The sequence below is a fragment of the Marivita sp. S6314 genome (assembly GCF_023015985.1).
GTDB lineage: Bacteria > Pseudomonadota > Alphaproteobacteria > Rhodobacterales > Rhodobacteraceae > Marivita.
This window is the reverse complement of sequence record NZ_JALKAO010000006.1, coordinates 69993-93050: the sequence shown is the minus strand read 5'-3', so window position 1 is coordinate 93050 and position 23058 is coordinate 69993. Positions and strand designations below refer to the sequence as shown.

Here is a 23058-nt window from a genome sequence, read left to right as displayed (position 1 = left end):
AAGCGTTTCCGTTCACGGAAACGGCACCCTGCCTGATCCGCGATGTTGTGAGCCATCAAAGATCAGGCGTTTGTGTCTGCAGCAAGATCCTTGAGAATGGGGCAGTCGGGGCGGTTGTCGCCGGCGCAGGCATGGACCAGCTCTGACAGCGTGTCGCGCATGGATTGCAGCTGCGCGATTTTATCTTCGATCTTGTGCAGATGAGCTTCGGCCAGTGTTTTGACATCTGCGCTGGCGCGGGTCTGATCTTCGTAAAGCGTCAGCAGCGTGCGGCAGTCTTCGATGGTAAAACCCAACGCGCGGGCGCGGCTGAGGAAGGCGAGCTTGTGCACGTCCTGTTCGCGAAAGGCGCGGTACCCGTTGGCATCGCGCGGTGGTTTCACCAGGCCAATATCCTCATAATAGCGGATCGTCTTCGCTGGCAGGCCCGCGCGTTTGGCTACGTCTCCGATGTTCATGCCGGGGCCTCCTGGTAGGGACGCGATTGCACATCGCTTTGGGCGGCCGCGATATTGCGCAGGCGGAGGGCGTTGCTGACGACGAAGACGGAACTGAGCGCCATGGCAGCCGCCCCGAGCATCGGGGACAGCAAAATCCCGAAAGAGGGGTAGAGCACGCCTGCTGCGACCGGGATGAGCGCCGTATTGTAGGCAAAGGCCCAGAACAGGTTCTGCCGGATATTGCGCATGGTTTTGCGCGAGGCCTCGACCGCATTCACGACACCAGATACGCGACCGGAGGACAGCACGATATCCGCCGCCTCAATTGCCACGTCTGTGCCGGTCCCAATGGCCAGGCCGGTGTCGGCTTCAGCGAGTGCAGGCGCGTCGTTGATGCCGTCGCCGACAAAAGCGACCGGGCCGAACCGCGCGCGCAGGTCCTTGATCGCGTCCACCTTGCCATCGGGCAGGACGCCGGCGGTGACATGGTCAATGCCCAGTTGGCGGGCGATGGCAGTGGCGGCGGCTTCGTTGTCGCCCGAGATCATGGCGACTTGCAGCCCTTGGTCATGTAGCGCGTCGATGGCGGGTTTGGCGCTGGGTTTGATCTGGTCGGCGATGGCAAACACGGCGGCGGGTTGCGCGTCAATGGCGAGGCAGACAAGGGAATGGCCCTTGGCGGCATAGCTTTGGATCGCCTCTTGCAGGGGCGCGGTGTCTACGCCGTTCCTGGAGAGCCAGCGTTCGGAACCGACAAGGATACTCTGCCCGTCTATCTGTGCGCTCAGGCCGTAACCAGGGATGGTTTCGGTTTCCGCATTGGGAAGCGTGTCAGGCGCGGAAGAGAGGATCGCGCGGGCGATCGGGTGGTCCGAGCTTTGTTCGACGGCGGCAGTTAAGGTTAACGCACGTTCAGCGTCGATACCTGAAAGAGTGGTCTGATCAACCAGCGTCGGACGGCCTTCGGTCAGTGTGCCGGTCTTGTCAAACGCGATGACCTTGGCGGCGTCCAACCGTTGCAACGCGTCGCCCTTGCGGAAAAGCACCCCCAGTTCGGCAGCGCGGCCTGTGCCGACCATGATTGAGGTCGGTGTCGCAAGCCCCATGGCGCACGGGCAGGCGATGATGAGAATGGCAACGCCAGCGGTCAGCGCATAGCTGAGGTCCGGACCGAAGATCAGCCAGATGGCGATGGTCATTGCGGCGACGACAAGGACCACAGGGACAAAGATGCGCACCACCTTGTCAGCCAGCGCCTGAATGGGCAGCTTTGCGCCCTGGGCGGTTTGCACCATGTCGATGATGCGGGCGAGCACGGTGTCCGGCCCCACGGCAGTGGCGCGATAGGTCAGCGGGGCGTTGCCGTTGATCGTGCCGCCTGTCACCGGATCGCCTGCAGACTTGGACACCGGTAGGGGTTCGCCGGTGATCATGCTTTCGTCCACAAAGGATGTCCCGTCGGTCACGATCCCATCCACCGCGATGCGCGCGCCGGGGCGGGCTTCGATCAGGTCATCGGTCTCGACCTCGGCGAGTGGGCGTTCGGTGAACGCCCCGTCGCGCATCACGCGCACGCTGTCGGGGCGTAGGCCGATCAGGTGCCGAATGGCCGCCCCGGTGCGGCCCTTGGCACGGGCCTCCATCCAGCGGCCAGCGAGGATCAGTGTGACGATGACCGCTGCGGCCTCGAAATAAACGGCGCGGGTGCCTGAAGGCAAAAGAGCGGGTGCGAAGGTAGCGATGGTTGAAAACACCCAAGCAGCCCCGGTGCCAAGGGCAACAAGGCTGTTCATGTCGGGCGCGCCTTTGAAAAGAAGCGGCAGGCCGATGCGGAAGAACCGGCGACCCGGCCAGATCAGGACAAGCGTGACCAGCAGGAATTGCAGCACCCAGAAAGTCTGCATCCCGATGCTGCCCATGATCGCGTGGTGGATCGGCGGAAAGAGATGTCCGCCCATCTCGGTCAGGAATACCGGCAATGTCAGCGCGCCCGCGATCAGCGTATCGCGCTTCAGCGGTGTGATGTCGTCGGTTTCCTGCGGTGTGTCTGATGTGATCGGGTTCGCTGTGTAGCCCGTTTGGGTGACGATCTCGGCCAGCTCTGTCGGGGCGATTGCGCCGTCAAGGATGCGGACCTCTGCTGTTTCGGTGGCCAGGTTGACGGATGCGGCGATCACGCCGTCTGTATCTTGCAACGCACGTTCAACGCGGCCCACGCAGGAGGCGCAGCTCATCCCCGTGATCTTGAGCCGATGGGTGGTTTGCTTGGCGGGATACCCGGCCTCGGCTAGCGCGTTGGACAGCGTGTCGGCTGTGGCATCGCCTGAAACCTGGGCCATGTGGTTTGCGATGTTCACGGAGGCGGTCTCTACACCCGGCGCGGCTTGCAACGCACGCTCGGCGCGGCCCGCGCAGCCTGCGCAGCTTAGGTTTTCGACAGCAAAACGAAGCGTGGTCATGGGGCTGGTCCTTATGAGTCCAGCCTTACATAAGGCTTCCAGTGACTGGAGGGTCAAGGGAGGGAGGTGCGGCGAATGTGCGGTACCGGGCGCGAGCCCGGCCTGCGACCGGATTTACAGGCCGGTCTCTGCCGCGATCTGTGCCTTGCTCTTGCGGGCGCGTTCCGTTGCTGACTTCAGCTGACCACAGGCCGCCATGATGTCTTCGCCGCGTGGGGTGCGGATGGGCGACGCGTAGCCGGCTTTGTAGATGATGTCGGCAAACGCCTCGATCCGCGACCAGTCAGAGCGTTCATAGGGCGCGCCGGGCCATTCGTTGAAGGGAATCAGGTTGATCTTGGCCGGGATGCCCTTGATCAGCTTGACCAAGCGGCGGGCGTCTTCGTCCGTATCGTTCACACCCTTGAGCATCACGTATTCAAACGTGATCCGTTCCGAATTTGATTTCTTCGGATACTCGCGCAGCGCATCCAGAAGCGTTTCGATGTTCCAGCGCTTGTTGATCGGCACCAGCTTGTCGCGCACCTCGTCTGTGGTGGCGTGGAAGGATACCGCTAACAGGCAGCCGATCTCCTCAGCCGTCTTGGCGATCTCTGGAACCACACCCGAGGTGCTGAGCGTGATGCGGCGGCGCGAGAGGGCAATGCCTTCGCCATCCATCGCGATTTTCATTGCGTCACGCACGTTGTCGAAATTGTAGAGCGGTTCACCCATCCCCATGAGCACGATGTTCGACAACAGGCGCGGGCCTGCATCGCCGGTGCCGACACCGGGCTGAGGCCATTCGTCCAGATCGTCGCGCGCCAGCATGACCTGGCCGATGATTTCACCCGCGGTCAGGTTGCGGACCAATTTCTGCGTGCCGGTGTGGCAGAACGAACAGGTGAGCGTGCAGCCAACCTGCGACGAGATGCAAAGCGTGCCCCGGTCGGTTTCGGGGATATAGACCACCTCGACCTCGTGCCCGCCCGCAATGCGGACAAGGTACTTGCGGGTGCCGTCGGCCGAGACGTTCTTCGACACCATTTCTGGCACGGCAATTTCGAAGTGCTCTTCCAGCTGTACGCGGTATGCCTTGGCCAGGTTCGTCATCGCGTGAAAATCGCGCACGCCCCATTGGTAGACCCATTGCCAGATCTGGTTCACCCGCATCTTGGCCTGCTTTTCGGGCGTGCCCATGTCAATCAACGCGTCGCGCAGCGCCGGGCGGGTCAGGCCGACGATGTTCGTCTTGCCCCCTTCCGGCATCTTGCGCGGGATGGTGAGTACGTCTTGCGTGATCGGTGCGGAACCGGTCATGGGATCAGCCTTTCTCGAAAAGAGATGCGCCACATATAGGATTCTTTGGGCTTTGCCAAAGGGGAAAGACGGGGCACGGCTTTTCGAAGCGCCGTACCAAGCGTCTTCGAAGACGCTTTCCCGCGCTCAGAGCAACGTCCAGCCCTGATAGGCCAGCCCAATCAGGAACGCACCACCTAGCGAGATCGCGATGTAAAGCGTAAAGACGCGCGGTTTGACGAGCGCCCAGACCGCGATTGCGGCGGGCAGGGACGTGACGCCGCCTGCCACGAGGAAGGCAAGCCCTGCGCCGGACGCCATGCCTTGCTCCATCAAGCCGCTGATCAGGGGCAGGGCGGCATACCCGTTCAGGTAAGCGGGCACACCGACGACAGTTGCGATCGCAATTGGTCCGATGCCGCTTCCGCCCAGGACGGAGGTGATGGTTTCAGCGGGGACATAGGCCAGCATCAGACTTTCCAGCAGGAAGGCGAGGGTGAGCCACTGCGCGAGAAAGAGCGTGGTTTTCAACGCTTCCTTGCCAAATTTCTCAACCCGGTCCGCTTGGGTCCAAAAGCGCCAGACAACGGGTTTGGGATCGCGGATCCGAGATGCGCCGCAACCGCCATTGCCAACACCGTCCCGCAGGGCATCGTGCAGGATATGTGTGCCGCCCAAGGCGAGAACGATAAACCCACCGGCCATGCCCAGACCGATTGCGGCAAGCGTCTTGGCGATCGCGAATTCAAAGCCCAGAACGCCAGAGGTGAGCAGGAACATGGACGGGTCCATAACCGGAGAAGCCAGCCAGAACGCCATCACCGCCGACAGCGGAACACCCATTGTCAGCAATGCTGCAATCAGGGGAATCACGCCACAGGAACAGAAGGGCGACAATCCCCCGGCCAATGCCGCGAGAAAGATCATCAGCGCCGGAGAGCCGGTAAAGGCCCGCGCGATCAGGTTGTCTGCGCCCGTGGCAACCGCCCAAGCGGCAATGGCGATCGACACCAGAAGATAGGGCGCGGTGTGGAGCAGGGATGCAGAGATAAACGCGAGGCTATCGCGGGCCTGCGAGGGCGCAAGAAGCGCCACGATCAAGAGAATCAGCCCTGACGCCAGCCAGACCTTTTGTTTTTTGAGCGCACTCCAAATCTGGTGCGGCGGGGCGTTTGAGGAAAGATCGGCCATCTGCGGCTTCCTTGCGTTTGAGATTTGCTCAGGCCGCGCTGTCGGGCGCGTTGGCGGCAAATCCGGTGCAGCATTCTTCGGACAGAAATCCGAGGACGCCATTCATCTTGTCGAAATCCACCGTGTTGATCACCGCGCGTCCCTGTTTGGCCTGCACGACAAGCCCCGCATCGACGAGCATTTTGAGATGGTGCGCCTGTGTCGAGGCAGGCAGGCCGAGATGCGTGGCGATTTCGCCGACGGTCAGGCCTTGATGACCTGCTTTGACAAGCACGCGAAAAATCCGAAGCCGGGCTTCGTGTCCGAGTGCTGCGAGTGCGCGGGCGATATCCTGGGTAAGATCCATATAACTAAATAACTAGAAATATAGTTATAATGCAAGTTAAAATATTTTGCATGTGTTTGAACGAAAACAGGGCCGCATGTGCGACCCTGAAACGTGATTCATTTTATTTGATTTCAGATCGTTACGACGAACACCGCTTCTCGGCGTCCTCGACTGCGGCGGTAAAGCCCAGAAGTGAGAACGTATCCTTGGTGGTTGTTCCTCGCGCCGACCGCGCGGTGAGAATCGCATTTGCCCCACGCTTCATCGCTGTGACGATCTTGGAATCATCTTGCGGCGTTGCAGGCCAGGCCCATTCGCCCTCGGTGAACAATTCAAACTCGGTCCCGCTGATATTCACGTTCACGGTCGATCCCGGCGCAAACGGATAGCCGCCGGTAAAGGCCACCTGGCCCTGCACCTCGGCCCCGGGACGGTAGAAGACCATCAACAGGATCTCGCCCCGTGTCACCGCAACCACCCGGCCACCACGCGTGTTCACGCTTTCCTTATACGTCGTCACGGCCCAGCATTCACGTGGGTCCTGACCTTCGAACACGCTCCAGTCGGTGATCGCGTTCACGCGGTTCGTGCTTGTTTCTTGCGCCATGCTGGCACCAGCAGACATCAGCGTCATTGCGCCGATTGCCATTCCGCCGATCCATGATTTCATGCGTCCAGCCTCCAGACTGTCCTTAGCCTCAACTCGTTTCCGTGCTGCAGTATGGGTTTAGTGTTCGATTATGTCACTGCAACTTTTCTTCTCGACCTTGTCAGAATAGCCTGATTAATCACGCCACTTAAAGCCCAATTGGCAGATTTTTGCCCAAATGCGAAAGGGGAATTCACATGACGCAAGCGGCACCTTTGGTCGAAGTCTGGCGTGGTCCGTTTCTGGAAAGTGTGCATCTGGGGCATGCGGTGATCTGCGATGGCACGGGCCAGATCGTCAACGCCTGGGGGGATCCCGATACCGTGGTTCTGCCGCGCGTTCGTCCAAGATGATCCAGGCCCTGCCTTTGGTGACGTCTGGCGCTGCCGATAAGCGGGGGTTAACAGCCGAGCATCTGGCTCTGGCCTGTGCCTCGCATCAGGGGGCGTCGATCCATGTTGACCGGGTCAACCGTTGGCTGGGCGACCTTGATCTAGATGACAACGCGTTGCGATGCGGCCCGCAGGAAAGCTGGGATGACGCGGTGCGGATCGAAATGATCCGGGCGCATCAAATGCCGTGCCGTGTGCACAACAATTGTTCTGGCAAACATGCTGGGTTTCTGACGCTGGCGCAGCACCTTGGGGCCGGGCCAGAGTATGTCGATCCCGATCACGCGGTTCAGCTGGCCTGTCGTGACGCATTCGAAACCGTGACAGATATGGAATCGCCGGGATATGGGATCGATGGGTGCTCTGCGCCCAACTTTGCCACAACAATGCACGGAATGGCCCGGGCTATGGGATGGTTTGCGACTGCAGGGCAGCGCTCCGATACCCTCAGCGCGGCAGCGGCGCGGTTGACAGAAGCGATGCATTTGCACCCGGATCTGGTGGCGGGCGAAGGGCGCGCATGCACCCGTTTGATGCGGGCATCACGGGAACCCATTGCGTTAAAAACCGGCGCGGAAGGGTACTTTATTGCGATCCTGCCGGAACGCGGATTGGGGATCGCGCTCAAGACTGCGGATGGGGCGACCCGCGCCGCCGAATGCGCCATTGCCGCCTTGTTGGTGCGTTTGAATGTGCTGGATCCGGTTCATCCGGACGTTGCGGCGTTTCTCAATCCATCTATCTTGAACTTGGATGGATTGGTGACCGGGGAAATCAAACCAGCGGCGGGACTTCTGGCGTGACGAAGTCGGCCTTGCTGTACCCTTGCAGGTAGAGCAAGGCCGTCAGGTCGCCATGATTGACACGTATCTTTGCTTGCGCCTGAACGCTTGGTTTCGCGTGCAGCGCCACCCCGGACCCGGCGCGTTGGAGCATGCCAAGGTCATTGGCCCCGTCACCCACGGCCAGAACATCCGCTGCGTGATAGCCATGCTTCGCGGTGATTTCGTCCAGCGCCTGCACCTTGGCGTCGCGCCCAAGAATGGGGCGAGTGATATCGCCGACCAGCACGCCGCGCTCCTCAATCAGAGTATTCGCGCGGTTTTCGTCAAAGCCAAGCGCGGCAGCAACGGCTTGTGTAAAGGCGGTGAATCCTCCGGACACCAGCGCGGTATATGCGCCATTGGCCTTCATCGTTGCCAGCAATGCGGGGCCGCCGGGCATTAACGTGATCCGCTGTGCAAGCACCTCATTCACCACCGAGGCGGGAAGGTCTTTCAAAAGGCTCACCCGTTCGATCAGCGCGCCTTCGAAATCAAGCTCACCATTCATCGCGCGCGCGGTGATCTCTTTGACCTGCGTGCCGACGCCTGCAACTTCTGCCAATTCGTCGATGCATTCCTGTTGGATCATGGTGCTGTCCATGTCCGCCAAAAGCACTTTTTTTCGACGGCTGCTTCTGGGCTGAATGACCAGATCCACGCCTTGATCCTGCAACGTTGTCCAGCTTGACGCGGCGGTGTCCGGAAGCACGGACATCTCGAATTCGGCCGCTTCGTCCGGCGACAACCAAACCAGATCACCACCACCCCAGGCGTTGCGCAAGGCATCTAGCAAGGCAGGGTCCAGTGTTCCGGGTTTGGCGATCAATGTGGCGGTGTACATGGGGCAGATCCTTTTCCGTCACGCGGCGCTTTAGCCATCAGATGTCAAAAACACCAGATGGTATGAAAGCGCTGAGCCTTGCATCTGTGTTTCACAAATTTCTTCGCCGGAGGCTCCCGGATTTCGAGATGCTCCTGTCAGGCCAAGTTTCCGATCCGCGACACGGGCCCCGGATCGGGTCATTGATTGCGTCATTTTGGGTGCATTTTCCGACTTGTGCCGCGCCGCGCCGCCGCATAGACCCGTCGGTGGGACACCTCTCCCCAACGAGAGGCGCTTATCTGGAAGGGTAGCATCAATGGCTATTTCACAACCGGCAACGCGGCCGGCTAACCCGCGTTTTTCGTCTGGCCCCTGTGCCAAACCCCCCGTTTTCAAACTCGACAACCTTGCGGGCGCGCCTTTGGGCCGGTCGCACCGCGCTTCTGTCGGTAAAGACAAGCTCAAGGCGGCAATCGAAGAGACGCGTGAGATTTTGGGCGTGCCTGCCGACTACAAGATCGGCATCGTGCCTGCGTCTGACACCGGCGCCTATGAGATGGCCATGTGGACCATGCTGGGGGAACGCCCGGCGGAAATGGTTGCTTGGGAAAGCTTTGGCGCGGGCTGGGTCACTGACGCGGTTAAGCAGCTGAAGATCGAACACACGGTGCATACCGCTGATTACGGCGAAATTGTCGATATGGCGGCGCTCAACTATGACAATGACGTCTGCTTTACGTGGAATGGTACCACCTCTGGCGTGCGTATGCCGAACGGCGACGCGATCCCGGCGGACCGCAAGGGTCTGACGCTCTGCGACGCCACAAGCGCGGCTTTTGCGATGGACCTGCCTTGGGACAAGCTCGATGTGACGACGTTCTCTTGGCAAAAGGTGCTGGGCGGTGAAGCGGCGCACGGGATGCTGATCCTGTCGCCCCGCGCTGTTGAACGGCTGGAAAGCTACACACCGGCATGGCCGCTGCCCAAGATTTTCCGGCTGACCAAAGGCGGTAAGCTGATCGACGGCATCTTTAGCGGTGCCACGATCAACACGCCGTCGATGCTGTGCGTTGAGGACTACCTGCAAGCGCTGGACTGGGCGCGGTCTGTGGGTGGTCTCAAGGGGCTGATGGCGCGCGCGGATGCCAATGCGCAGGCAATCTTTGACTTCTGCGATGCCAATGACTGGATCGACAATCTGGCGGTGAACCCGGCGACGCGATCAAACACGTCTGTGTGTCTCAAGTTCACCGATGCCCGCATCACCGATGGGGCGACCTTCGCCAAAGCGGTGGCCAAGCGGCTGGAGGCCGAAGGTGTCGCGCTTGACATCGGTGCGTATCGCGATGCTCCGGCAGGTCTGCGCATCTGGTGCGGTGGCACGGTTGAAACCTCAGACATCCAGGCGATGCTGCCGTGGCTGGACTGGGCGTTTCACGCTGAAATTGAGGCGCTCGCGCAGGCGGCGTGACGCCTAGCCGGGCTGAAGCCCGGCCTACACATAACGTAGCGCGGGCATTTGCCCGCCATCCCTTCCGATATTCCAAAGGACCAAAACCATGGCCCCCCGTGTACTTATCTCTGACAAACTCTCTGACGCCGCCGTCCAGATCTTCAAGGATCGCGGTATCGACGTGGATTTCCAACCTGACCTTGGCAAGGACAAGGACAAGCTGGCAGACGTGATCGGCCAGTATGATGGCCTTGCCATCCGCTCGGCCACCAAGGTCACCCCGACCATTCTGGCAGCAGCAGACAATCTCAAGGTCATCGGCCGTGCCGGGATCGGCACCGACAACATTGACAAGGATGCGGCCTCAAAAAAGGGTGTGATCGTCATGAACACGCCCTTTGGCAACATGATCACCACCGCTGAACACGCCATTGCGATGATGTTCGCGGTTGCGCGACAGATCCCCGAAGCCAGCGCATCGACCCACGCGGGCAAGTGGGAAAAGTCCAAGTTCATGGGCGTGGAACTGACCGGCAAGACGCTGGGTGTGATTGGGGCAGGCAATATCGGTGGCATCGTTTGTGACCGTGCACGCGGGTTGAAGATGAAGGTCATCGCCTATGACCCGTTCTTGGGCGAAGAAAAAGCCAAGCAGATGCAGGTTGAAAAGGTCGAACTTGATGACCTTCTCACCCGCGCGGATTTCATCACGCTGCACGTGCCCTTCACGGACCAGACGGCCAACATCCTGTCTGCCGAAAATCTGGCCAAGACCAAGAAAGGTGTCCGCATCATCAACTGTGCCCGCGGCGGTCTGGTCGATGAAGAGGCGCTGGCAGAGCTGTTGAAATCCGGCCATGTCGCAGGCGCGGCTTTTGACGTGTTCAAGGAAGAACCGGCCAAGGAAAACCCGCTGTTCAACCTGCCCAACGTGGTCTGCACGCCGCATCTGGGTGCCGCAACGTCCGAGGCGCAGGAAAACGTGGCGCTTCAGGTGGCCGAGCAGATGGCGAACTACCTGCTGACCGGAGCCGTTGAGAACGCGCTCAACATGCCATCGGTGACCGCTGAAGAAGCCAAAATCATGGGTCCGTGGATCAAACTGTCCGATCATCTGGGCAGCTTTATCGGACAGATGACCGATGAGCCGATCAAGGCCATCAACATCCTTTATGATGGGTCGGTTGCGGATATGAACCTGGATGCGCTGAACTGTTCGGCGATTGCAGGCATCATGAAGCGGGTGAATCCGGATGTGAACATGGTCTCGGCCCCGTTGATCGCGAAGGAGCGTGGCATCAAGATCAGCACAACAAACCAGGCCAAGTCGGGTGCGTTTGATGGCTATATCAAGCTGACCGTGGTGACGGACAAGCGCGAACGCTCGATTGCGGGAACCGTGTTCAGCGACGGCAAGCCGCGCTTCATCCAGATCAAGGGCATCAACATCGACGCCGAGATCGGGGCGCATATGGTTTATACCACAAACGAAGACGTGCCGGGCATCATCGGCGCGCTGGGCAACACGATGGGATCGCATGGCGTGAACATCGCCAACTTCACGCTGGGTCGTGCCGACGTGAAGGGCGAGGCCATCGCGTTGTTGTATGTCGACGAACCCGTTCCAGCGGAAGCGCTGAACGCTTTGAACGACACGGGGCTCTTCACTCAGGTGAAGCCGCTGCAATTCGACGTGGCCTGACCTTAGTCGAATTGGCTGCGCCACTCCGACAGGTGCGAGAGGGCTTTGCCCTCTCGCGCTCTCCCAAGGTATTTTGAAAACAGAGACAGACAGTCAGGCCTGGTCTGCGGTTCGCTTCCCAGTTTAATCGTAGCTAAGCGTTGTCGCCTTGCCGCGGAACACCGTGTAGGCGAGCGCCGTGTAGCCAAGGATCATCGGCAACACGAACACCGTTCCGATCAGGATGATGAACAGACTTTCAGGTGCGCTGGCGGCTTCGTAGATGGTCAGCTGTTCCGGCACGATGAACGGATAGAACGAATAGGCCATCCCGAAAAAGCCAAGGATGAACAGCACGATCGTCGCGGCAAACGGGAACCAGGCAAAGCTGTCGTCGCTGGTGGGCAGACGCCGCAACGCGATCCACAGCAACACGATCAGCGCGCCGGACATCAGCGGCAAGGGCAGCAGCAAGAAAAACTCGGGGATCGAAAACCACTTGTCAAAGATGCGTGGGCTGACCCAGGGCGACGCAAGTGAGACAGCCCCAAGTCCGAGGACCAGACCCCAGATGCCGCCTTTAGACCATTCGACCGCCTTTTGCTGCAATGCGCCGTCGGTCTTCAGGATCAACCACGTTGCCCCGATGAATGAATAGGCGACGGTCAAGAACACCGCTGTGATGGCGGAAAAGGCAAGGGTGAATGCGGTGACCTGTAGCCCCATGATATACATGCCCAGCATGTATCCCTGACTGAGCGATGTCATCATCGACCCGATGTAGAACGCATTGTCCCATGACTTTTTGTACTGAGCCGGGGCTTTCACGCGAAATTCGAACGACACCCCGCGCAGGATCAACCCGATCAACATGATCGCAACCGGCAGATAAAGTGCGGTCAGGATGGTTCCGTGGGCGGTCGGAAAGGCCACCAGCAAGATACCGATGGCCAGAACCAGCCATGTTTCATTCGCGTCCCAGAACGGACCGATAGAGGCGACCATGCGGTCCTTTTCCTCGGGCTCTGCGAAAGGGAACAAGACCCCGACGCCAAGGTCGAATCCGTCCAGCACAACGTAGATCAGGATCGATGCGCCCAGCAGCCCTGCAAAGGCAAGGGGCAGCCAGGTTTCGGGGTCTCCGAACAGATACATGGCTTACTCCGCTGCAACGGTGACGGGGGCTTCTTTCGAAACCGGGAGGCGCGGCTTGATCGGTTCGCCTTTCGCCGCTTTCCGGGCGAGGTAGAACAGCACGCCGATATAGGCGAACAGAAGCGCCGCGTAGATCGTGAGGTAGGCGATCAATGTGCTTGCCACCAAGGGTGCTGGCACATCGGCAACCGCCGCTTCGGTGGTCAGAACGCCCTGCACGAGCCACGGCTGGCGGCCGATTTCCGTTGTGTACCAGCCCGCAAGCGTCGCCACCCAGCCAGAGAAGGCCATCGGCACCAGCGCGTAAAGCAGCGGTTTGGGTAATCCTTCCACACCGCGCCGCTTGCGGGCCATGAAGAACACGGCGCTCCAGCTCAGGAGCAGCATCGTCATGCCGACGCCGACCATGATGCGGAAGCTGTAGAACACAGGGGCGACAGGCGGGTGTTTCACCGTGCCATCCTCAAGCACAAAGTCATTGAGGCCCGGCACAATACCGTCGGCTTTGTGCGTCAGGATCAAAGACGCGCCATTGGGGATGCTGATCTCGTAATCCGTGCTGCGGGTTTCCTCGTTCGGGATACCGAACAGGACAAGCGGCACATTCGGTCCGGTTTCCCAGTTGCCCTCCATCGCGGCCACTTTCTGGGGCTGGTGTTCCAGCGTGTTCAGTCCGTGAAAGTCGCCGGCAAGGATTTGCAGCGGGATCAGGACGGCCCCCAAGGTCAGGCCCGTTTTGATCGTCGCGCGCATGCCGTTGGACCGATCGCCGATCAACCAGCGGAAGGCGCTGAGGCCCGCCAACAGGAACGCCACCGTCAGGCCAGATGCCAAGAGCATGTGGACGAGGCGGTAAGGCATCGACGGGTTGAAGATGATCGCAAACCAGTCGGTCGCATAGGCCACACCGTCCCGCATCTCGAACCCGGCGGGGGTGTGCATCCAGGAGTTCAGGACCAGAATCCAGAACGCGGACATGGTTGTGCCGAACGCCACAAGGAAGGTGGACAATGTGTGCAGCCAGCTTGGCACTTTGGACATACCGAACAGCATGATGCCGAGGAACACTGCCTCAAGGAAAAACGCGGTCATCACTTCATAGGCCAGCAGCGGTCCTGCGATATTGCCGACGGATTCCATGAAGCCCGGCCAATTGGTGCCAAACTGGAATGACATAGTGATGCCGGACACGACGCCCATGGCAAAGCTGAGCGCGAAGACCTTCACCCAGAAGCGATACGCTTCGATCCATTTCTGGTCACCTGTGCGGCTGAATCGCAGCTTGAAGAACAAGAGGACCCAGCCCAACGCGATGGTGATGGTTGGGAAGAGGATATGAAACGAGATGTTGGCACCAAACTGGATGCGCGAAAGGATCAGTGTGTCCATGACCTTGCCATTTTGCCTGTCTTCGATTGCCCGAAAGGTAAGTTCAAAAAGCAGCTTTTCAGGCGACTGCGACCGCAGGGCGCGCGACAGGTTGTCCGTGCGGCATAGCGTCGGTGCACCACGCAAACCGGACGAGAAGTATTCCGGTGCGACTGTCAGTCACTGTCCGTAACGCGCGACTGAGAAACCCGTTTCAAACTTGATGCGTTCTCCTATATCTAAAGCTTCTGCGGGATAAGGAGACCGCGCCGATGGCCAAGCCGAAAGACAATCCGAACTACAAGGTGATCGCCGACAACCGTCGCGCGCGGTTCGACTATGCGATTGAGGATGATCTTGAGGTGGGCATCGTCTTGCAGGGCTCCGAGGTGAAATCCCTTCGGGAAAACAGCGCCAATATCGCCGAAAGCTATGCTGCGGTGGAGGATGGTGAGCTGTGGTTGGTGAACTCGTATATTGCGCCCTACAACCGCGCGATGTTCCCGCACGAAGAACGGCGGCGGCGCAAGCTGCTGGTGTCGCGTAAAGAGCTGTCCAAACTTTGGAACGAAACCCAGCGCAAGGGCATGACGCTGGTGCCGATGGTGCTGTACTTCAACCACAAAGGCATGGTGAAGATGAAGATCGGCATCGCCAAGGGTAAGAAAAATCACGACAAACGCGAAACCCAGGCCAAGCGCGATTGGGGCCGGCAGAAGCAGCGGTTGTTGAAGACCGCCGGGTAATCACAGCGCGCTTTCCATGGATGGAAAGCACACGATGCGTCGACGCATCGTCACCCGAGGCGGGAAAACTGGGTGTCCTTTCCCACTGCCGCGCGATGCTCGGCCTTGCTTTAACCCAGCCGGAGCGATCCGATTTCGGGTCCAACAGGGAAAGGGTTCAGCATGGAACTTATCATTTCACTTCTCGCAGGTGCGGTTGGCGGCAACGTGGCCGGTGGTCTTCTGAAAAATCTCAACCAGGGCACATTGATCAATTCGATTGCGGGCCTCGTCGGGGGCGGGTTGGGTGGTACGATCCTGTCTGGCCTTGGGGCATCTGCTGGCGGAGGTGGGCTGGATATCGCGTCGATCCTGGGTCAGGTCGCAAGCGGCGGTGTCGGTGGTGGGGTCGTTCTCGCCATCATCGGTGTCGTGCGGAACGCCTTGGCCAAGTGACCACGAAGGTGCCCGGTGCGTCTCCCTCACGCACCGGGTCTCTCTTGCGAGTCGCCGCCGCGGGTTCTATGCAGAGCCGACCCAGACTGACGCGGCGGCGCTTATGGCACAGGACGATCCCAAAACACTTGTTTCCACCGAATGGCTTGCATCGCATATGCGCGATCCTGACCTGCGCATCCTTGATGCGTCCTATTACTTGCCGGGGTCGGACCGGGACGCAAAAGCGGAATACGCGGCGGGTCACATCCCAAGCGCGCGCTTTTTCGATATCGACGAGATTTCCGACAGCCGGTCGGATCTGCCCCACATGGTACCGCCGATCGAGAAATTCATGTCTCGCATGCGGGCGATGGGTGTCGGCGATGGTCATCAGGTGGTGGTCTATGACGGGGCTGGCCTGTTTTCGGCGGCCCGCGTCTGGTGGCTGTTCAAGCTGATGGGCCAGAATGATATCGCGGTGCTGGATGGCGGGTTGCCCAAATGGGTGGCCGAGGGGCGCGCCCTGGAAGATCTGCCGCCTGTGGTTCGGGACCGCCACATGACCGTGCGGCGTCAGGCGCATCTGGTCAAAGACGTGACCCAGGTGGCGGCTGCCTCAAAACTGCAGGATCACGAGATCATTGATGCGCGCTCTGCGGGGCGGTTCCGTGGTGATGAACCCGAGCCGCGCCCGGGCATGCGCCCCGGTCACATCCCTGGTTCGAAAAACGTGCATTACGCGTCTTTGCTGAACGACGATCAGACGATGAAGTCCGTTGAGGAAACACGCGCGATATTCGAGGCGGCGGGTGTTGACCTGTCGCGCCCCGCGATCACAACCTGCGGATCCGGTGTGACGGCGGCCATCCTGTCGCTTGCGATGGCCCGCATGGGGAAAGACGACCATTCTTTATATGATGGGTCCTGGTCCGAATGGGGCATGTTCCCCACCGTACCCGTGGCCACAGGAGACGACTGATGTTCGAGACGCTTAAGGAACAACCCGCAGACAAGATTCTGGCCTTGATGCAAACCTTCCGCGAAGACCCACGTGACGGTAAAATCGATCTGGGTGTCGGCGTCTATAAAGATGCGTCCGGCAACACGCCGATCATGCGGGCGATCAAATCCGCAGAAAAGCAGCTTTGGGAAGTGGAAAGCACCAAGGCGTATACAGGCCTTGCCGGTGATCCCGCATTCGGTGACGCCATGATCGCCATGGTGTTGGGTAACGCCGTTCCGCGCGGCAATGTGGCGGCTGTGGCGACGCCGGGTGGTACAGGCGCGGTCCGTCAGGGCTTTGACATGGTGCGCATGGCGAACCCCGATGCCAAGGTCTTTGTCAGCGATCCGACATGGCCCAACCACCTGTCCATCCTCAAGCATATGGGCATGACGATGGTGCCCTACCGCTATTTCGATGCGGACACGCGTGGTGTCGATTTCGACGGCATGATGGCAGACCTTGCCGCGGCTGGTCCGGGTGACATCGTGCTGGTGCACGGGTGCTGCCACAATCCGACCGGGGCCAACCTGAACATGACGGAGTGGACGGCGCTGGTTGAGTTGCTTCTCAAGACCGGGGCCACACCGATGGTGGACCTTGCCTATCAGGGCTTCGGTGACGGGCTGGAGGAAGATGCGGCTGCAACCCGTCTGATCGCGTCCTCTGTTCCGGAAACGATCATTGCTGCGAGTTGTTCGAAGAATTTCGGGATTTACCGCGAGCGCACCGGTTTGTTGATGGCCGTGTCATCCGATCCATCCGCGCATGGGCTCAATCAGGGCACGTTGGCCTATCTCAACCGCCAGAACTATTCCTTTCCGCCGGACCATGGGGCGCGGGTTGTGACAATGGTTCTGAACGATGATGCGCTGCGTGCTGACTGGGCGGCTGAACTGGAAGACATGCGCAATGGCATGTTGGCAATCCGCGAGCAATTGGCCAGCGAGCTGCAGCGCCTTTCCGGGTCTGACCGGTTTGGCTTTATCGCCCAGCACCGGGGTATGTTTTCGCGATTGGGCGCAACACCCGAGCAGGTGACAAAGCTTCGCGACGCGCATGCGATCTACCTTGTTGGCGACTCGCGTTTGAACATCGCCGGATTGAACAAGGAAACGGTGCCCATCCTTGCAAAAGCGATGATCGAGGTGGGCATCTAAGGCCTGCCTTGCAAACGTGGCGCAGGGGGTGCCGTCGTGTTTGCATATTTTTGAAAATGAGATGCGGGGGACGTGCTGGGATCAATCCGGATTGCCCCGCGTCAAAGGCAATGGCATCGGCGGCGGTTTTGTCTTTCCGTACGTTTGGGACGGTTTGTACGGTTCAGACGTACAAGACGGATCTGGCGTCAGAAGATGCCGGAGCAACGCCACCGGATGCCGACGCAGGGTCAGGTGCATGGCGACGTAATCTTCGACCACCTGTTCGCCCTCGGTCATTTCAGGCAAGAGCGCCGCGGGTTCGGTGATGCCCTCACCGTCGATATCGCCGTCAAAAAGGGGCAGCGGTTTTTTGGCGGTGAGCGCTTTTGCGTCCCAAAGGGCCTGCCTGCGGGTCTGACCCAGGGCTCGGAAGGTATCGGCCTCGGCCAGTTTCGCGATCACGGATGGATCAAGCCCGGCGCGGCGCCAGACATCGGCCACGCTGAGGTAGCCATTGCCCCGACCTGCCGCGATCCATTGCGCGTCTTCTTCGGACAGTCCCTTGATCTGGCGAAAGCCAAGCCGCAGGGCGAGGCCACCGTTCGGATCGGGTTCCATCACGTTGTCCCAATAGCTGGCGTTGATGCAGATGGGCAGGACGGTCACGCCATGTTCGCGCGCATCGCGGACGATCTGGGCGGGGGCGTAAAAGCCCATCGGTTGGGAATTGAGTAGCGCGCAGGCGAAGATACCCGGATGGTGGTGTTTGACCCAGGCGCTTGCATAGACGAGCAGCGCAAAGCTGGCGGCGTGGCTTTCGGGGAAGCCGTAAGAGCCGAAGCCTTCGATCTGGGAAAAGCAACGTGCGGCGAAGTCTTCCTCGTAGCCGTTCTTGCGCATCCCGCGCATGAAGAGGGTGCGAAATTCGCTGACATTGCCGTGCTTCTTGAAGGTGGCCAGAGACCGGCGCAGGCGGTCGGCCTGTTCGGGGGTGAAGCCCGCGCCGACGATGGCGATCTGCATGGCCTGTTCCTGAAAGAGCGGCACGCCAAGGGTTTTGCCGAGGACCGCGCCCAATTCATCAGACGGGAACGACACCTCCTCCTCGCCGTTGCGGCGGCGGATATAGGGGTGAACCATGTCGCCCTGAATGGGGCCGGGGCGGATGATGGCGACCTCGATCACCAGATCGTAGAAGGTGCGCGGGCGCATGCGCGGCAGGAAGTTCATCTGCGCGCGGGATTCGACCTGGAACACGCCGATGCTGTCGGCGCGGCAGAGCATGTCGTAGACGTCCGGGTCTTCGGGGGGCAGCGTTGCAAGGCTGTAGCTGGTGTTGTGGTGCAGCTTGAGCAGGTCAAAGCTTTTGCGGATGCAGGAGAGCATGCCAAGCGCCAGCACATCGACCTTGAGGATCCCCAGCGCGTCGATGTCGTCCTTGTCCCAGCAGATAACGGTGCGGTCTTCCATCGTCGCGTTTTCGATGGGCACCAACTCGTCCAGCCGCCCTTCGGTGATGATGAACCCGCCGACATGTTGGCTGAGGTGACGGGGGAAACCGATGATCTCGAAGATCAGCTCCATGGTGAGCCTGAGCCGGTGATCGTTCGGATCAAGGCCAATCTCGCGCATGCGGTGTTCTTCCAGCCCGTTGGTGGAAAAGAACCCCCAAAGCTGTGAGGACAGCGCGCCGATGGTGTCCTGGGAGAGGCCCATCGCGGTGCCCACCTCTCGGATCGCGCGTTTGCCGCGGTAGTGGATGACGGTGGCACACAGCCCGGCGCGGTGGCGGCCGTAGCGGTCATAGATGTGCTGGATCACCTCTTCCCGGCGTTCATGTTCGAAATCGACGTCGATGTCGGGCGGCTCGTCCCGCGCCTCGGAGACGAAGCGTTCGAACACCATGGTGCCAAGCTCCGGTGACACGGAGGTCACGCCGAGGCAGTAGCAGACAACCGAATTCGCGGCGGACCCGCGCCCTTGGCAGAGGATGCCGCGACTGCGGGCGAAATGGACGATGTCGCGGACGGTGAGGAAATAGGGTTCGTAGTTCAGCTTTTCGATCAGCGTGAGTTCGTGTTTGAGCAGACGTTTGACCTTGTCGGGTGCGCCATAGGGGTAGCGCCATTTCATGCCCTCATAGGTCAGGCGGATCAGCCGTTCCGTGGCGGTTTCATTGGCGGTGATCTCGCTTGGGTATTCGTAGCGCAGCTGGCCGAGGTCGAAATGGCAGTCTTGCGCCAGTTGCGCGGCACGGTCGACAGCGTCGGCGTGGGGGCCGAGCAGGCGGCGCATGTCTGCTTCAGACCGCAGGCGTTGTTCGCCATTGGCGAGGGCCTGCGTGCCCAATTCGTCCACGCGACAGCCTTCGCGGATTGCTGTGACCACATCTGCCATGCGGCGGCGGCGGCCGTGGTGCATGATCGGTGTGGCCGAGGCGATGGTGGGGATGCCAAGGTCTGTTGCCAGCTGTGCGTTCTGGTCAAAGCGGCTGGGGTCCTGCCCGTCGTATTGGGGGCTGAGGACAAGGTAGGTTGCCTTGGGGAAGCGGCGCGTCAGGCGGTGCGCCTGTGTCCGCCAATCGCGCGCGCCGCCCGGATGCGTTTGCGCCTGTGTTGGGGGGTGCAGGAGCCAGTACAGGCCGTCTGAGCACTGGATCAGATCGTCGAGCTTGAGGTGGCAATCACCCTTGGGCGCGCGGGTGCGACCCTTGGTGATCAGGCGGCAGAGATGTGCCCAGCCTTGCCGTGTGCTGGCAAGCGTTGTGACGGTGAAGCCGGTGTCGGTGACGATTTTTGCGCCGGGGATCAGGCGTGGCACGTTTGTCAGGATTTGGGAGCGCTGGTGCGGGATGTGATCCGGGACCGGCGGGCCGATGGGGCCGTGTTCGGCCTCTTGCTCTGCACGCTCCTTAAGGATGCGTTTGATCTGTTTGGCCTCGGTCCACGCCCGGACAATGCCCGCGACGGTGTTGGTATCGGTGATGGCGATGGCGGATAGGCCCAGTTCGGAGGCACGGGTCATGTACTCCTCGGGGTGAGAGGCCCCGGTGAGGAAGGTGAAATTGGAGGTGATCGACAGCTCTGCGAACATACCCTTTCTTTATGTTCTTATTTTGTTCTTTTTCCAGTGATTCGATTATTCCCGCAGGCCATTCCCGTGGCGGGGCCGGATTTGCATATTTGAAAAAAGAAGATGCTTAACGGGCCAGCCAGGTCAGGACATGTGTTTCCCATTGACGATGGGTGATCGTAAACCCTGTCCCGGCGACCAGCGTGTCGGTCAGATTTTCGGTCAGTTGCAGGGACAGGGTGTCGGGGCCGATGGCGGCGGTCAGTTCAGCGGCCGAAAACCCGAAGACCCGGTTGACCTGCGGGAACAGCGCTTTGAAAAGCGTTTCCTTGGCTGAAAAGAGGCAGGTGGCCTCATAGGGGGACGAGATCCAGCCAAGATCGGTGATGGTCAGGGTTTGCGAGCGAATTGCGGTGAGGGATGTGCCATTGGCGATGGCCTCACAATCAATCCCGAGGGTCCGGTCTGTGTTGGTCGACACCAGTGCGGCGCATTGCGACTTTGCATGGGTCAGTGAGCCGGTGATCCCGTCGGGCCATACAGGTGCGCGGTTTGCGGCGATGGGGACCGTGCGCGGCTTGCAGCCCAGCGCCGTTTGGCCCTGCCGAGCAAGCAGACGCCCGGCCAGGAATTCGGCCCTTCGTTTTGTCACAGCCTTGCCAAGCCGGTCTGGCAGGGGAATGCCCGATATCGCGTGCAGATCGTGGTGGTAGAGGTCCACATGGTAGCGTGCGGTCAGAAGCACCGTATCGGGGAACAGCCATTCGGTTCTGAGATCGGTCAAAAAACCGTTGAGCTCTGGCTGTGTTTGGCGCGTCATGGTGCTATTGCAGACACGAGGCGCGTGGAGGCGTCAAGCGGGCAGGGGCTGTCATGGGGCAACAAATGGCACGGCGGGGTGTGGTCTATGTGGCCTGGGGCAAGGCGCATGTGGACGTGGCGCGGCGGTCAGCGGCTTCGGTGAAGCGGTTCAATCCGGATTTGTCCTGCGCCATCTGGTGTGCGGCGGACGATGATACCAGCGGGTTTGATGAGGCGTTTGTGATTCCGCCGGGGATGACGCGGCCCAAGGTCGGGGCGCTGAAGCTGAGCCCTTATGACGAGACGCTTTATCTGGACAATGACACGATGATCCGGGCGGACCTGTCGTCCCTGTTCGATCTGTTGCAGAAATTCGATCTGTGTGGCGCGCATGTGATGTTGTGGCATCGGCCACGGCATCGGCGGATGTGGCAAACCGAGGTGCCGGAGACCTTTCCCGAAATCAATTGCGGGGTGCTGCTGTACCGCAAGTCGGCCGAGACCGAGGCGTTCTTTGATGCCTGGCAGGCGGCGTATGACGCGGCGGGCATGAAGATCGATCAGCCGACCTTTCGTGAGACGCTCTGGCATTCCGACCTGCGGTTCTACGTATTCCCGCCGCAATACAACAAACGGATCTTCGAAGCATCAGAGCTGATCTATTCGGATCAGCCGAAACCACGGATCCTGCATCTGCCGATCCTGCGGCCGCAAACCTCTGCGATCAAACGCTGGTTTTCGAACCTGATCCGGTAGCGCCGCCGCGTTCGGGGCAGCCTACGTGGCGTCCCGGGTTGTGCGCGGTGGGCCTGCGTGTCAGCATTGGCGTAAGGAGTGACTTGGATGCACACAGCGACGGACAGTTTGAACCTTCCGCAGACGCTTGAGGCGCGCAATGCCGGTACGGCGCTTGATCTGGACTGGGTGATGCGGGCGACCGCGAACCGGTCCGCCATCGAGCGGCGCGCGGCGACCTTGCCGGGGCGACGGTCGGTGAAGAAGGCACATCAGGCGGCATGGTTATGCCGGGCGGTGACCTGCATTGATCTGACGACCTTGGCGGGGGACGATACGGTCGGGCGTGTGCAGCGCTTGTGTGCCAAGGGGCGCCAGCCGGTGCGGCAAGATCTGCTTGAGGCGCTGGGCATGGATGGCCTGAAAGTGGGCGCGATCTGTGTGTATCACGATATGATCGAACCCGCGGTTGAGGCTTTGGCCGGGTCTGGCATTCCGGTGGCGGCTGTGAGCACCGGTTTTCCAGCCGGGTTGTCGCCGTTTCATCTGCGCGTGGCCGAGATTGAGGAAAGCGTCAAAGCGGGTGCTGCCGAGATCGACATCGTGATTTCGCGGCGGCATGTGCTCACCGGGAATTGGGACGCGCTTTATGACGAGATGAAGACCTTTCGTGCAGCCTGTGGTGAGGCGCATGTGAAGGCGATCCTGGCCACCGGTGAATTGGGCACGTTGCAGAATGTCGCGCGGGCGTCACTCGTTTGCATGATGGCGGGGGCGGATTTTATCAAGACGTCTACCGGTAAGGAAAGTGTCAACGCGACGTTGCCCGTGTCTTTGGTGATGATCCGCGCCATTCGCGAGTATTTCGAGGAGACCGGCTTTCGCGTGGGGTACAAGCCTGCGGGCGGGATTTCCAAAGCGAAGGATGCCTTGGTGTACCTGTCGTTGATGAAAGAAGAACTGGGGGATCGGTGGTTGCAGAACGATCTCTTCCGGTTCGGTGCGTCATCGCTGCTGGGCGATATCGAGCGGCAATTGGAGCATCACGTGACCGGGGCCTATTCAGCGTCTTGGCGGCATGCCGGTGGATAGGATGCCTTT

Annotated in this window: 19 protein-coding genes and 1 pseudogene; 9 read left to right on the top strand and 11 right to left on the bottom strand. The window is 60.3% G+C overall.

Annotated elements, in window-relative coordinates:
- Window positions 1-62 precede the first annotated feature (62 nt).
- The 6 genes from cueR to MWU54_RS15725 form a co-directional block, all read right to left on the bottom strand.
- Window positions 63-458: a Cu(I)-responsive transcriptional regulator gene (cueR, locus tag MWU54_RS15750; protein ID WP_247085607.1), complete on the bottom strand. Its 396-nt coding sequence runs from the start codon at window positions 456-458 to the stop codon at window positions 63-65.
- Window positions 455-2899: a heavy metal translocating P-type ATPase gene (locus MWU54_RS15745; RefSeq protein ID WP_247085605.1), complete on the bottom strand. Its 2445-nt coding sequence runs from the start codon at window positions 2897-2899 to the stop codon at window positions 455-457. The genes cueR and MWU54_RS15745 overlap by 4 nt, the downstream gene beginning before the upstream one ends.
- A 114-nt stretch (window positions 2900-3013) precedes the next feature.
- Window positions 3014-4198, bottom strand: a complete 1185-nt coding sequence (gene rlmN, locus MWU54_RS15740) for a 23S rRNA (adenine(2503)-C(2))-methyltransferase RlmN (protein ID WP_247085603.1) — start codon at window positions 4196-4198, stop codon at window positions 3014-3016.
- A 126-nt stretch (window positions 4199-4324) separates the two neighbouring features.
- Window positions 4325-5368, bottom strand: coding sequence for a permease (locus MWU54_RS15735; RefSeq protein WP_247085601.1), 1044 nt, complete (start codon window positions 5366-5368; stop codon window positions 4325-4327).
- Window positions 5369-5396: 28 nt separating this feature from the next.
- On the bottom strand, window positions 5397-5714 hold the full coding sequence (locus tag MWU54_RS15730; RefSeq protein WP_247085599.1) for a metalloregulator ArsR/SmtB family transcription factor: 318 nt from the start codon (window positions 5712-5714) through the stop codon (window positions 5397-5399).
- A gap of 121 nt (window positions 5715-5835) precedes the next feature.
- Complete coding sequence (locus MWU54_RS15725; RefSeq protein WP_247085804.1) at window positions 5836-6345, bottom strand: invasion associated locus B family protein; 510 nt, start codon at window positions 6343-6345, stop codon at window positions 5836-5838.
- A 197-nt stretch (window positions 6346-6542) separates the two neighbouring features.
- On the opposite strand from MWU54_RS15725, the pseudogene MWU54_RS15720 reads away from it, so the two are divergent.
- Window positions 6543-7540: pseudogene (locus MWU54_RS15720) on the top strand (asparaginase).
- On the opposite strand, the gene serB reads toward MWU54_RS15720, so the two are convergent.
- Window positions 7512-8402, bottom strand: a complete 891-nt coding sequence (serB, locus tag MWU54_RS15715; RefSeq protein WP_247085597.1) for a phosphoserine phosphatase SerB — start codon at window positions 8400-8402, stop codon at window positions 7512-7514. The pseudogene MWU54_RS15720 and the gene serB sit on opposite strands and share 29 nt — an antisense overlap.
- Window positions 8403-8700: 298 nt before the next feature.
- Here serB and MWU54_RS15710 point away from each other — a divergent pair, with 298 nt between their 5' ends.
- Together MWU54_RS15710 and serA are read left to right on the top strand one after the other, a co-directional pair.
- Entirely contained in the window at window positions 8701-9855 is a 1155-nt protein-coding gene (locus tag MWU54_RS15710; RefSeq protein WP_247085595.1) for a phosphoserine transaminase, read from the top strand.
- 88 nt (window positions 9856-9943) lie between these two features.
- A complete protein-coding gene (gene serA / locus MWU54_RS15705) occupies window positions 9944-11539 on the top strand; it encodes a phosphoglycerate dehydrogenase (protein ID WP_247085593.1) in 1596 nt (531 codons plus the stop codon).
- Window positions 11540-11662: 123 nt separating this feature from the next.
- On the opposite strand, the gene MWU54_RS15700 is transcribed toward serA, so the two are convergent.
- Both MWU54_RS15700 and MWU54_RS15695 read right to left on the bottom strand, forming a co-directional pair.
- Window positions 11663-12673, bottom strand: a complete 1011-nt coding sequence (locus tag MWU54_RS15700; protein ID WP_247085591.1) for a cytochrome d ubiquinol oxidase subunit II — start codon at window positions 12671-12673, stop codon at window positions 11663-11665.
- Window positions 12674-12676: 3 nt separating this feature from the next.
- On the bottom strand, window positions 12677-14062 hold the full coding sequence (locus MWU54_RS15695) for a cytochrome ubiquinol oxidase subunit I (protein WP_247085589.1): 1386 nt from the start codon (window positions 14060-14062) through the stop codon (window positions 12677-12679).
- A 251-nt stretch (window positions 14063-14313) separates the two neighbouring features.
- On the opposite strand from MWU54_RS15695, the gene smpB reads away from it, so the two are divergent.
- The 4 genes from smpB (at window position 14314) to MWU54_RS15675 (ending at window position 17367) form a co-directional block, all read left to right on the top strand.
- A complete protein-coding gene (gene smpB / locus MWU54_RS15690; protein WP_247085587.1) occupies window positions 14314-14787 on the top strand; it encodes an SsrA-binding protein SmpB in 474 nt (157 codons plus the stop codon).
- Window positions 14788-14949: 162 nt separating this feature from the next.
- Window positions 14950-15222, top strand: a complete 273-nt coding sequence (locus MWU54_RS15685) for a hypothetical protein (protein ID WP_247085585.1) — start codon at window positions 14950-14952, stop codon at window positions 15220-15222.
- Between the two features lie 103 nt (window positions 15223-15325).
- On the top strand, window positions 15326-16183 hold the full coding sequence (sseA, locus tag MWU54_RS15680; RefSeq protein WP_247085583.1) for a 3-mercaptopyruvate sulfurtransferase: 858 nt from the start codon (window positions 15326-15328) through the stop codon (window positions 16181-16183).
- Entirely contained in the window at window positions 16183-17367 is a 1185-nt protein-coding gene (locus MWU54_RS15675) for an amino acid aminotransferase (RefSeq protein WP_247085581.1), read from the top strand. Before sseA ends, MWU54_RS15675 begins: the two co-directional genes overlap by 1 nt.
- Window positions 17368-17448: 81 nt before the next feature.
- On the opposite strand, the gene MWU54_RS15670 is transcribed toward MWU54_RS15675, so the two are convergent.
- Both MWU54_RS15670 and MWU54_RS15665 read right to left on the bottom strand, forming a co-directional pair.
- Entirely contained in the window at window positions 17449-20442 is a 2994-nt protein-coding gene (locus tag MWU54_RS15670; RefSeq protein ID WP_247085579.1) for an error-prone DNA polymerase, read from the bottom strand.
- 106 nt (window positions 20443-20548) lie between these two features.
- Window positions 20549-21241 (bottom strand): hypothetical protein, encoded by a 693-nt coding sequence (locus MWU54_RS15665; protein WP_247085577.1) that lies wholly within the window; start codon window positions 21239-21241, stop codon window positions 20549-20551.
- Window positions 21242-21294: 53 nt separating this feature from the next.
- Here MWU54_RS15665 and MWU54_RS15660 point away from each other — a divergent pair, with 53 nt between their 5' ends.
- Window positions 21295-21978 (top strand): hypothetical protein, encoded by a 684-nt coding sequence (locus MWU54_RS15660; protein ID WP_247085575.1) that lies wholly within the window; start codon window positions 21295-21297, stop codon window positions 21976-21978.
- 87 nt (window positions 21979-22065) lie between these two features.
- Window positions 22066-23049, top strand: coding sequence for a deoxyribose-phosphate aldolase (gene deoC / locus MWU54_RS15655; RefSeq protein WP_247085573.1), 984 nt, complete (start codon window positions 22066-22068; stop codon window positions 23047-23049).
- The last annotated feature ends 9 nt before the right edge of the window (window positions 23050-23058 follow it).